We start from the raw sequence: 11,823 nt of genomic DNA on the forward strand, positions 1-11,823 counted from the left end.
TACCAAAGTTTCCCTTTATAAATAAACAAAATAAAATAAAAAACTGGATTTATCCCAAATAAATCCAGTTCTCTTGTTTTATTTTTAATATATTTTATCTAAACCCTATTACAGCAGCCCCTAAGGCTCCCATTATTTGAGTATCTTCTGCAATAAAAATTTTTCTGTCCAGTATTTCTTCTATCATTTTTACTAATTCTTTACTCTTTGCAAGTCCTCCAGTAAATGCAACTTCATCTATTATCTCACCTCTTGCCAGCATTGAAGTAGATTTATTTGCAATAGATTTAAGTATCCCTGCTGCTACCTCTCCAGTAGAAATATTTTGAGCTAAAAGACTTACAATTTCAGATTCAGCAAAAACTGTACACATACTAGATATATTAACTGGATTATGTCCTTGAGCTAATGTATCAATACTTTCTATATCACTTCCCAAAAGATTAGAAGTAATTTCTAAGAATCTACCAGTTCCTGCAGCACACTTATCATTCATTATAAAATTAAATACATTTCCATCTCTATCTAAGTTTATAACTTTACTGTCTTGACCACCTACATCTAAAATAGTCCTTATATTCCTATTTAAAAAATAAACTCCTCTAGTATGACAAGTTATTTCTGTCACTTTCTTATCAGCAAAATCCATTACTCCTCTTCCATAACCTGTTCCTACTACTTTTTTTATATCTTTTTTATCAATTTCACTACTTAACAACTCATAGACCTGTTTAGATGTACTTTTAGGGCTCCATCCAGTTGGTATAATTATTTTCTTAATAATTTTTTCACCATCGAATAATACACCTTTTGTTGCCACTGACCCTGAGTCCACTCCTATACTAAACATAATTCCTCCTACTTTTATGTATTCCTACAACATCTCTACAAACGCTTCAAATCTAGTTCTTAATTGTTCAGTATCTGATTTTGAATAATCAGTCTCAAGAGACATAAATGGCTTGTTTTTTTCTTTTGTAACAAATTCTCTTATTCTATAGCTTTCTATATTAAATGTATGACATGCTTGTAAAACTACATCTATTACAGCATCAACATTATATTCATCTATTATTCTATCTAATAATTCAATACGATTATCATTATTCATCATACAAGAACATCCTATGTTTATATACTTTTGTGTTAAAGCATCATAAACATCTTCTATTTCTTCATCAACTAACAAATCATTTGATCTAATAGCTCCACAAAGTTCATATGCCACAACTGAAGCTCCTGCATCTTCTAAAGTCTTAACTATTTTTTCGCTTATTCCACCAATAGGAGAACCTGTTATTAATATTCTTGGCTTATCTTTTTTAACTGGACATTCTCCTTTTTCATATCTTTCTTTCATATCATCTATGACTTTTCTTAAAGATTGCTTAAGTTCCGTACGGTCAAATTTGAAGCCTGCTTGATATAAAACATTATGTAGCTCAAGCCCTGTAAGTGCAGATGGTTGCAATTTACCAAGTGCATAAAACTCTTTTAAAAGTTCTCTTTCTTCATTTTTATCTTTTATAGCAGCTCTTATATCATCTTCTGTTATAGTCACACCTAAGGATTTCTCAACCTCATCTTTTAATCTTATCATTTCATCCTTCCAAAGCTTATAGGCAAATTCACCTTTTGATGTATTTGGAAGATGCATTACATAAGTTGGTTTAACCTTTGCAAGTTCTTCATACATCTTTTTCTTACCATCACAAGTAGTTTCTCCTATTAATAAATCAGAAAAATAGAAATATGGACAGGTATCTGTTATTGCATGCCCATAACTTGATTTTATTAAAGGACAAAGATTTCTTGGAAGTACTCTTTCTGCATCTGGTATTGGCTCTTCACTAACTCCACATACACCTACTACAGTTGCACCAGCTGCCATTGGAATTTCAACTGGAGTGAAGGTACAGAAAACTCCAACCATCTTTTTCCCACTTTCTTTAAGTTCCTTTGCATTTATAAATCCTTTTTGTCTAGCTTCATTAAAGCTATCAAATTGTTTTGGCAAATTTGTCATGAAAATATTCCTCCCAATTACTTTTCTTCATAGTTTAGCTTGTATTTTTAACAGTAAGAACTAAATTTTTCCATCAAAATACAAGCCTTTACATTAAATTCTATCATGATTTACCTTTTATCCATAATCGTTTTTATCAATGCAAATCCAAGTATATATAGATATATTGTATAATCAATTTTATCTCTTGTTATACTTATAAATTAAGTTCTCTAATTCTCAATCTATAAGCATACACAGCAGTTTCATGCAGTTTATCAATTAATTTTCCATTCACATAAAATCCTACAAATGCTCCTATTCCAGGCATTAGTTGCAGAAATTTAGCTAAATCTAAATAATCTCTATATTCTTGTTGAAATGTCTTCCAATTAAAATCGTTAATATCTTCTGGTAAACTCTTCACATATTCATCCCAGTTATTCATCAATTTAAAAGTTTCATTTATATGATGTTGGCTAGAGAAAGCCAATTGTAATATACTTAATATATAAATTCTTTCTCTATAATCCTTAACATCATAACCATATATTGAAGCAACATCATATAAAAATTTTATTTTAATCCCTAGAAGTAGGGGAAAATCAGAAAGGCCTAATAGAATTCCTCCAGCCCCTGTTCCTGCTCCTTCAATCATTGCAGTAGTTTTGTAATTTTTAGCTTTTTCTAAAACTAATTTTTCTCTTTCTTCTAATGTCATATTTCTTATTGGTGGTTTTGTAGCGTATTTGTACCCAAACAACACAGTCTTTGTCATTCCCTTTATCGAAGAAGTTATTACTTCATGGTATTTATCTGGCAATACTCCATTAACTTTATTTTGTATACCTTTTGATGCCTTATCAAATATTGAAGGTTTCTTTAATATATTTTTCTTCCATTCTTCAAGTTCTTTTTTAGCTAGTTTAATATAAAAGATGTCTTCATAACTTTTCACGTTTTTTCTCCTAATCTAATATATTTTTGTTGATTCATTAAGTGGATTTAAAGTTTAAATAGCTTAATCTGTTAAATTAAGCTATTTAGATACTTTTTAGTTTTTTCATCTGCAAAACTAGCTTCTACTGTATTTCTGTACATTAATTTATAATCTTCTAATCCTAATTTAAATGTACTAAATATAACATTTAGTTCTGAATTTAAGCTTATATCCGATATAGTCCTGTTATCTGTATTTATGCTTACATGTAAATTATCTTTATAAAAATTATAAAATGGATGTGTCTCATAAGAATCTACCGTTTTAGTTTGTACATTACTAGTTGGACATAATTCAAGTAATACTTTTTTATCTTTAACTAAATTATAGGCCTTTTTATGTTTGTTAATTTTTACACCATGACCAATTCTATCCGCTTTTAAAATATTTATCGCATCTACAACATTTTCTCCACTTGCTGCTTCTCCTGCATGTACTGTAACTTTATATCCATATTCTCTTGCTAATTTAAAAGCCCCCTCATATTCCTTACAAAAACCTTCTTTCTCTGGCCCACATAAATCTACTGCAACAACACCTTTATTTACAAATGATTTTCCTTCTTCAATTACTAATAATGCCTCTTTTGAAGTCATAGTTCTCATACAACCTAATATCAAATTTCCTTTTATATCATAAATACTTTCAGCTTCTCTAATACCTTCTATTATACTTTCAATTATGCTTTTAATACTCATACCTTTTTGGGTGTGAAGTAATGGTGCAAATCTAATTTCAATGTATTTTACATTTTCTTTACTTGCATCTTCCAAAAGTTCAAAAGCAATTCTTTTTAAATTTTCCCTAGATTGCATTACTTTTAAAGGCAAATCAAATTTTTCTAGATATTCATCAAGTGAAGTACAATTAAAAGAAACTTTTGCTAATTTTTTTATTTCATCAATATTATCTGAAGGTAAATCTATTTTCTCTTTAATAGCTATGTCAAACATAGTTTCTACTCTAACACTTCCATCTAAATGGCAATGTAAATCTATCTTAGGTAAATTTTTAAACATTTTATCCTCCTACTAATAACATTCTAAACATATTTTTAAGTCTTATTTCTATTATATCAATATACTAAGGTTTTTCATTCTAAAAAAATTATATCTCTTTAAAATATTTTAATTTAATTTATGATTATCTAATTATATCTACTGATTTTTATTAATATACATTTATTAATATATATTTGATAATAAAATTCTAGTACATGAGAATTTAAATTATACAATTAATATTTTAAATTACAAAGGAGGACTTATTTTGATTACCTTAACTCTTGATATGGTACAAACCTTAACACTATCTATGTTATTTTTTTTAATTGGTAATTTATTAAAGAATAGAATTAACTTTTTAAATAATTTCTGTATACCTGCTCCAGTAATAGGAGGTCTGTTATTTTGTTTTTTAAACTTATTTCTTAAATACTTTAATTTAGCAGATATATCTGTAAGTGGAAATTTAATGCCAAATTTTATAACCTTCTTTTTTACAACAATAGGAATTGAAATAAGCATAAACCTTATAAAAAAAGGTGGTAGTGTATTATTTAGATATTGGATTTTGTGTGGAGTACTTGCATTTTGTCAAAATATCCTAGCTATTACAATATCAAAGATTATAAAACTTGAACCTCTTTTAGGACTTATGTGTGGTAATGTATCTATGGAAGGCGGTCATGGTTATTCTGCTGCATTTGGACTTACAATAGAAAATCTTGGTGTAAATGGAGCAGTTGGAGTTGGCCTATCTGCTGCAACAATAGGACTTATTATAGGTGGTATATTAGGCTGTCCTGTAGCTAGATTTTTAATAAACAAATATAAACTAAAACCCTCAACAGATATAGATTTATTAAATTCTAATTACAATAGAAAGACAAATAAAATAAGAAATAATGACTTCTCTCAAACAATAACACCAACTATATTTTTAGAACAGGTACTTATCATATTTATTTGCATAAATACAGGAGAAATCATAAGTAGAATATTTTATATAATGTTTAATATTCTTTTACCTTCTGTCGTAACTTGTATGTTCTCAGCCGTTATTTTTAGAAATTTAAATGATAAAATAAATATACTGAAATTAAATTTTAAACTTATTAATTTTCTAAAAGAACTTTCATTAGGAATTTTTTTGACTTTATCACTTATGAATATAGATTTATTTGAATTATCTACATTATTACCTCCTATTCTTCTAATAGTAACTTTCCAAGTGATTTTTATAATCCTATTTTCAGTATTTATCTGCTTTAGAATTCTTGGAAAAGACTTTGATTCTGCCATCATAATAAGTGGTTTAATTGGACATGGAATAGGGGCTACTCCAAATGCCTTAGCAAATATGAGCTCTTTGACACAAAAATATGGTGATTCTCCAAAAGCATTTTTGGTAGTTCCACTAGTAAGTGGATTTTTGCTAGATGTTATCAGTATCCCTTGTATATTATTTTTCATAAACATACTAAGTTAGTATGTTTATTTTTTTGTTATATATTGACAATTTGCTATTTTTGTTATATATTATAAATATAGAATTTGATAATGATTTTCATTAGGAGGTGTTAATAATGACTGTTTACAATTTAAAACTTGGACAAAAGGGAGTTATAGACAATATAGCTGGGAATGAAAAACTTATGAAAAGACTTCTAGCTTTAGGATTAATAGATGGCACTGAGGTTGAAGTTAAAAAGATAGCTCCTCTTAATGACCCTATAGTGATTAGATTTAGAGGATTTGATTTGGCTATTAGAAAATCCGATGCAAAGAATATAAATTTAAAAAATAATTAATATATAAGAATAAAAAAGAGATTTTAAAATCTCTTTTTTTATGTGTATAGATAACCTTAAATTGATACTACATCAGTATAAAAATCATTAATACAGACTCATAAATAATACTCTTATAAAACCACATATAAATATCCATAGGTATGTTAATTGCAAATAAATATATCTATGGATACTATTCCTTAATAGTACAAAATAAAAACTATTTTTATAAATAAACTATATTGGTCTATTAAATTTCACTTTTAAATCTTTATCATCTTGAACAAGACTATATGTATTATCCCATTGCTCTCCTTCATCACTTCTCTCAAAAACATCATACAATGTTTTTATATTTTCATTAGTAAAAGGTTCTTTCCCTTTCTCTAATAGGTCCTTGTTTACTTCTGAAATATTATTTTGTTCTCCATTTGCTTCTTGTGCTTTATTTCCTTTTAGCTCTTGAATTTTATTTTCAATCTCTTCTATTTCTTTTTTTAAACTTTCTATTTTTAACTTGGCTGTTTCACTGTCAATACTCTTATTACTTTTTACTTTCTCTATTTCATCTTGCAATACTTTTTTCTTTTGTTCTAAACTTTGTATCTCAGTCTGACAATTATCTGAACTATTTGTAATTGGTGCTTGACCACTTATATTTCCTATTTTCATTTTAGCAACCTCCTATTTTCTCTATATGTTAAACTTTTTTATTTAAATACATAGTATTGCTTACAAAGTTTATTTTCAACTGAATTGTTCTCAAATACCAATATGTTGTAATGAAATAACTAACATTATACTTATTTGAAAATAATCCGATGTATTATCTATACTTATAGCTCCTTGATATTTCTTTGCAATTTCTTTTATATTTGAAATTCCTATACCTGAGCCACTTGTATAATTATTTATTGGGTTATAACTATTCTTTATTTCTATCAAAAAAAATCCACCTTCTAGCTTGCTAGAAAGCTTTAAATACCTATTTTGTTTATCTACAAGCCTACAGGCTTTAATTGCATTATCAATAGCATTTGCAAATACTATACATAGATCAAAATCCTTCATATTAGTGTCTTGTGGTATGATTACTTCACAATCCACCTGTATTCCTAATTGTTTTGCTACACTCAATTTATTATTAAAAAGAGCATCAATGATAACATTTTGTGTATTGCAAGAAAAAGACAGGTCACTTGTCACTTTTTCAAGTTTATTTAAATAATCTTGTGCTTTTGAAATTTGTCCTTTTTTCAATAATCCATTGACAATAGCTAAATGATTCTTAAAATCATGTCTAAATGATATAGTTTGTGATAACCGTGACTTAGCTTCTTCAATATAGCTTTTTTGAGCATAAATTAGTTGATTCATAATTTCCTTCTCTTTATCTGCTTCTAAAGATTGCATAAGTTTCTTAAATGTAAATAGAGAAAAAAATACACATATAGTTCCAATTATAGAAAAAAGAAAAGCTTGTATTGCTTCAGTCAAAGATGTATTTAACAACAATTTTGCAGTCTGAAGTTTTGTATCTATATTTATATATGAACTACTTTTAAATGCTCTCATAAATAATATTATAAATAACAATGGAGTTATTAAAATTGCTAAATACTTATCAAATTTTACAACTTCAATATTAAATTTTTTAGCACTATAGCAATATATAAATCCAGCTATTATAATAGTAATTGAAGATGATATCCCAACATTTATATAAAATTTATAAATATTTGTATTTGCATTACTAAGAAATATAAGATAATTTAATGGAGCTGTAAATCCATATACTAACTGTTCAATTATATATACTAATAGAGATGATACTATAGATAAAACTGTAGATTTTTTTATGATGTAATTCACAAATAAAAAAGTCATAAGAAGAAATAGAATCTGTGAAGAAAATAAATTATTTAAATTAAAATATGTACCTATGATGATTAACAGAAATGAAACTAGCGAATACAAAATAAAACTCCAATGTTTTGAATTAGTATTTGTAAAACTAATTAGAAAATAGTATTGCAATATTACCATCAAAAGTCTATATATGATAAAAGAAAATAAAAAACTATACTTTAAAAATAAATCAGAAGAAAATAAATTAATCATACTATCTCCTCCTATTTTTCATAAATTCAAGCATAGCTTCTGAAAATATTTGTTGGCGTAGTCTAGAAACTGGTATCTTGTCTCCATTTTCCATAACTGCATTACCATTTTCATACCCATATACAGATTGCAAATTGATTATATAGCTACGGTGACATCTAAAAAAGTTTGTTGGCAAACTTCTCTCTAAATTATCAATGGTTCCATAATAATCTATAGTCTCTTTTTTTAAGTGAACGTAAATCTTTCTTTTTATGACTTCACAATATAAAATATCTACAATTTTCAATCGCCAATATGAATAACCTCTTTGTATTGTGATATAATTATTTTCATTATTCTCAAGTTTTATAACTATCCTATCCAAGGTTTTATATAGTTTCTCATTAGATAATGGTTTTATCAGATAATTTATAGCATCTACTTCAAAAGCATCATATACAAATTCATTTAAAACTGTAACAAAAACTATAAAGCAATCATTACCATATGCTCTTAATTTTCTAGCTGTCTGCATTCCATTAATCTCTTTCATTTGTATATCTAAAAAGATAATGCTAAACTTTTCGTGATTGTATAGTAAATCTTCTGCTTTATCAAAAAGTTCTATATTACACAGTAGATTATTTTGCTTCATATATAATTGTACATTTTCTTTTATATGATTTAACATGTATGATTCATCATCACAAATGGCAATTGAAATCAATATATACACCTTCTTTCTTGTTATTATTCTAATTATTATATAAAGTTAATTTTTTCTATTCAATTAAACTGTTCTAACATGTTGAATATATGTTCCAAAATGTAACAACCTCACTTTTCATAGTATATCTAATTTAAATTTATGTATCAAGATTAAGTCAAATTAATTTATCATTTTATAAGCCTAATTTATACATATATAAATAATTCTTACTATATTTAAATTTGCATAATAAAAAAAGATATCATAAAATAATTTAAAAAAACTATTTTATGATATCAATTTTAATTAAAGTGTTATATTATTTTTATTATTCAAATACGGTTTGAGTTTCTATATCCTCTTTTAAGGCATTTAAAGCTTTTAAAACTATCTTCTTTCTAATCTTTTTACTTTCTTCTTCTCCTAGATTAGGATTTCCAAGTGGGTATGGTATTCCCACTGCTGGAACAATCCTATTAGCTCCTATTGTAAGTGATATTGGTACTACAGTACAAATATGAACAACTGCTATACCAGCTCTTTCTATCTCTTTTACCATCGTTGCTCCACAACGAGTACAAGTACCTCATGTAGATGTTAAAATTACAGCATCCACATTATCTTCTAAAAGTTTCTTTGAAAACTCTTCCCCAAACCTTTTGGAATTTCCAACACTTGTTCCTGTTCCTGTAGTAGTAACAAAATAATTTGCCAATTCTCCAATTATACCTTCTTTTTCAAGTTCCCTAACTACATCTAGTGGAACAACTAAATTTGGATTTTCAAGTACATATGCTCTATCATAACCTCCATGTATAGTTGTAAAATCTTTATTTGACATAGAATCCATATCTGTTAAATCATAAATTCCATACTTAGTAGCACTTGAAGACTCAATTTTATCTGGATTATCAATCGGAACTATCCCTCCAGAAGTTACTAGTGCAAGTTTTATTTTAGATAAATCCTTAATAGGCTTCATAGGTGTAACCCTATCAAACTCAGGCATTGGATACTCAGTTTCAAAGTTTTCTCCCTGCATCTTTTTAACCAACATATCAATTGCTCTTTCAGAACCTCTAAGTTCATGAAAGAAATTTTTTCTTATTCCTCTCATTATATATCCTTCTTCTTCAGGAGGACCTATTTCTTCTCCTCTAACCAGTTTAAGACCTAGCTTTGTCATTATTGGAACTACTTTTCTAAGACTAGCTGCTGAATTTCCAGTAGATATTATGTGTAAATCTAACTTAAACATGTCTACTCCAGGATTTTCTTTATACATTCCTGTAATTGCAGGAATATTTAGCTCATCTTCAACTGCTTTACAAATAGCTCCACAAGCTACTCCATATCTACCTGCATTAAACGCAGGCCCTGCAACAAATAAATCAGGTTTTTCGTCTTTTATCATTTTTAAAAGTTCTTGAGTTGCACTTTCAATATTCTCTCCAAAATACGTATCTCCACAAATTACAGTTGAAATTATTTCTGCATCATCATTAAATTGACTTTGAAATGCCATTCCAGGTCCTACTGCTCCCTCTCTTTTCTCTGGTGGAATGTCTGCTTTTTCTTCTCCTCCTATACCAGCAAAGAAATTATTTATATAATGAACCACTCTGATTTTACTCATATCTTAACCCTCCAAAACACTTTATAGTTATACATTAATTAGACCAATTATTACTCTAACAAAACTCTATATTCAACCATTTATTTAATAATATCTTGCTGTCAGATGATTATAACCATTTGCTATAGTTGAAGCTATTATTATTTGTAGTTCTGCATCCATACTTCCATCATCATTTAAACACCCTTTATACCCACCAATCATCATTTCAACATATTCCAAAGTTCCTATAATTTTCTCCATTGCTGGAAAATGAACCACTAAGTTCCCTTGACCACAAGAAACAACTGCATCTGCTTCTTTAGTAGCATCTGCTATAGATTGACTCTTTCCATCCTTCCCAGGAAATTCATCTGTTATCAAAACTACACTTGCTCCAACTTCACTACACTTTTTACAATTCATCATTAAGTCAGTATCTGGATTTCCATAACCTTCTTCTGTAACTAGTACTCCATCAACACCCAAAAACTCTATTAATTTTGCCACCATATCAGAACTTCTCTCTTTATCAACTAAGAATACGTTTTCATTGGTCAAAATAACACCTACAAAGTTTAAATCTTTTCCATGTCTTTTATATAAGTCATGTATAACTGGATTATTTAAATGATGGAATGTAGTGACCTTATCACATGGTGCTACACAGTTTCCAGATATTATAGCTCCATCCATTATTTCAGTTGGATACATAAAAGTAGGAATTATTTGTTTAGCATCCACTCCATAATAATAAGTATCATGTAAAAGTCCTTGTGATTGTAACATATGAACATATGCTACTGTTGGTAGGTCTGGATATTCTTTTACTTGTTTTAATAATGGTTTTGTCTCATATACAATTATTTCATCTGGCTCAACTTCTCTTCCTGCTTCACCTATATATGCACCTATTTTCAATCCAACAATTCTAGCTGCTTCCTCATAGTCATGAGTACCTATACCATCTTTTGCTTTTATAACAATACATATATTATTTGTTTTTGAAAAAGGTGTATATTTAGCAGTAGGGCCACTCATATCAATTACACCTTCTTGAAATCCAACTATATTTCCACAAGTTACAACACAAGCTCCTAAAAGTACATGTGTTCTTCCACTTCCTACAGTCTTTACTTTGTTTATAATTCCAGGAAATATTTTACTGTCATCTCCAATTTTAACTCTAGGTTCTATTACATCTTTAACTGGAGCTATTCTTACTGACTCACCAGGTCTTGCAAGTTCAACATTTACATTTACAATTCTTTCATCTTCCAAGGCTATTTTTTCTATTTCTTTACTATTCACATATAATACTCCATTTTTTACTTCCGTCTTTTCTCCAAATTCAACATTTTTTATAAATATATTCCCTAGCTCTAGCTTCATATGAAAATCCCCCTTAATATATTTAATCGCAATTAAAAGTATTTATTATTACGTTTATTCATATATAAAGCATTTTCTATGCCAATTATTTAAGATGTGTATTATATTTATTAATGTTATAGAGATTTTCATTTCTAAGTTTTATAAGTATTGAATTTAACAATAATTATTGTAAATCTTAAATTTTAAAATTATAATAAAAAAA

General features: G+C 27.7%; 11 protein-coding genes. 2 read left to right on the top strand and 9 right to left on the bottom strand.

The features are described from left to right. Positions 1 to 94: 94 nt before the first annotated feature. The 4 genes from Q3304_RS05555 to add form a co-directional block, all read right to left on the bottom strand. Entirely contained in the window at positions 95 to 850 is a 756-nt protein-coding gene (locus Q3304_RS05555) for an acyl-CoA dehydratase activase (protein ID WP_054270230.1), read from the bottom strand. Positions 851 to 874: 24 nt separating this feature from the next. Then, the gene (locus Q3304_RS05560) at positions 875 to 2,026 is read right to left on the bottom strand and encodes a double-cubane-cluster-containing anaerobic reductase (RefSeq protein WP_054270229.1); all 1,152 of its coding nucleotides are present in this window, start codon (positions 2,024 to 2,026) and stop codon (positions 875 to 877) included. 196 nt (positions 2,027 to 2,222) lie between these two features. Then, positions 2,223 to 2,963 carry an EcsC family protein gene (locus Q3304_RS05565; RefSeq protein ID WP_407814024.1) on the bottom strand — a complete coding sequence of 247 codons (741 nt, stop codon included), beginning with the start codon at positions 2,961 to 2,963 and terminating at the stop codon, positions 2,223 to 2,225. Positions 2,964 to 3,034: 71 nt separating this feature from the next. Next, positions 3,035 to 4,024, bottom strand: coding sequence for an adenosine deaminase (add, locus tag Q3304_RS05570; protein ID WP_407814025.1), 990 nt, complete (start codon positions 4,022 to 4,024; stop codon positions 3,035 to 3,037). Positions 4,025 to 4,274: 250 nt separating this feature from the next. Here add and Q3304_RS05575 point away from each other — a divergent pair, with 250 nt between their 5' ends. Both Q3304_RS05575 and Q3304_RS05580 read left to right on the top strand, forming a co-directional pair. Then, positions 4,275 to 5,495, top strand: a complete 1,221-nt coding sequence (locus tag Q3304_RS05575; RefSeq protein WP_407814026.1) for a sodium/glutamate symporter — start codon at positions 4,275 to 4,277, stop codon at positions 5,493 to 5,495. A gap of 97 nt (positions 5,496 to 5,592) precedes the next feature. Beyond that, a complete protein-coding gene (locus Q3304_RS05580; protein ID WP_021384566.1) occupies positions 5,593 to 5,817 on the top strand; it encodes a ferrous iron transport protein A in 225 nt (74 codons plus the stop codon). A gap of 219 nt (positions 5,818 to 6,036) precedes the next feature. On the opposite strand, the gene Q3304_RS05585 is transcribed toward Q3304_RS05580, so the two are convergent. The 5 genes from Q3304_RS05585 to grdG form a co-directional block, all read right to left on the bottom strand. Beyond that, positions 6,037 to 6,471, bottom strand: coding sequence for a hypothetical protein (locus Q3304_RS05585; RefSeq protein ID WP_407814027.1), 435 nt, complete (start codon positions 6,469 to 6,471; stop codon positions 6,037 to 6,039). A 90-nt stretch (positions 6,472 to 6,561) separates the two neighbouring features. After that, positions 6,562 to 7,920 (bottom strand): sensor histidine kinase, encoded by a 1,359-nt coding sequence (locus tag Q3304_RS05590; protein ID WP_407814028.1) that lies wholly within the window; start codon positions 7,918 to 7,920, stop codon positions 6,562 to 6,564. 1 nt (position 7,921) lies between these two features. Then, positions 7,922 to 8,638 (bottom strand): LytTR family DNA-binding domain-containing protein, encoded by a 717-nt coding sequence (locus Q3304_RS05595; protein ID WP_223195665.1) that lies wholly within the window; start codon positions 8,636 to 8,638, stop codon positions 7,922 to 7,924. Between the two features lie 301 nt (positions 8,639 to 8,939). Beyond that, positions 8,940 to 10,247: a sarcosine reductase complex component B subunit beta gene (gene grdF, locus Q3304_RS05600; RefSeq protein ID WP_407814029.1), complete on the bottom strand. Its 1,308-nt coding sequence runs from the start codon at positions 10,245 to 10,247 to the stop codon at positions 8,940 to 8,942. An 84-nt stretch (positions 10,248 to 10,331) separates the two neighbouring features. Then, positions 10,332 to 11,618: a sarcosine reductase complex component B subunit alpha gene (grdG, locus tag Q3304_RS05605; protein WP_407814030.1), complete on the bottom strand. Its 1,287-nt coding sequence runs from the start codon at positions 11,616 to 11,618 to the stop codon at positions 10,332 to 10,334. Positions 11,619 to 11,823 lie beyond the last annotated feature (205 nt).

This window comes from Clostridioides sp. GD02377 (assembly GCF_045899875.1).
Lineage (GTDB): Bacteria > Bacillota > Clostridia > Peptostreptococcales > Peptostreptococcaceae > Clostridioides > Clostridioides difficile_A.

Coding starts and splice junctions, on each gene's coding strand:
- Q3304_RS05555 (WP_054270230.1), bottom strand. CDS start 850: ATGTTTAGTATAGGAGTGGACTCAGGGTCAGTGGCAACAAAAGGTGTA.
- Q3304_RS05560 (WP_054270229.1), bottom strand. CDS start 2,026: ATGACAAATTTGCCAAAACAATTTGATAGCTTTAATGAAGCTAGACAA.
- add (WP_407814025.1), bottom strand. CDS start 4,024: ATGTTTAAAAATTTACCTAAGATAGATTTACATTGCCATTTAGATGGA.
- Q3304_RS05580 (WP_021384566.1), top strand. CDS start 5,593: ATGACTGTTTACAATTTAAAACTTGGACAAAAGGGAGTTATAGACAAT.
- Q3304_RS05585 (WP_407814027.1), bottom strand. CDS start 6,471: ATGAAAATAGGAAATATAAGTGGTCAAGCACCAATTACAAATAGTTCA.
- Q3304_RS05590 (WP_407814028.1), bottom strand. CDS start 7,920: ATGATTAATTTATTTTCTTCTGATTTATTTTTAAAGTATAGTTTTTTA.
- grdG (WP_407814030.1), bottom strand. CDS start 11,618: ATGAAGCTAGAGCTAGGGAATATATTTATAAAAAATGTTGAATTTGGA.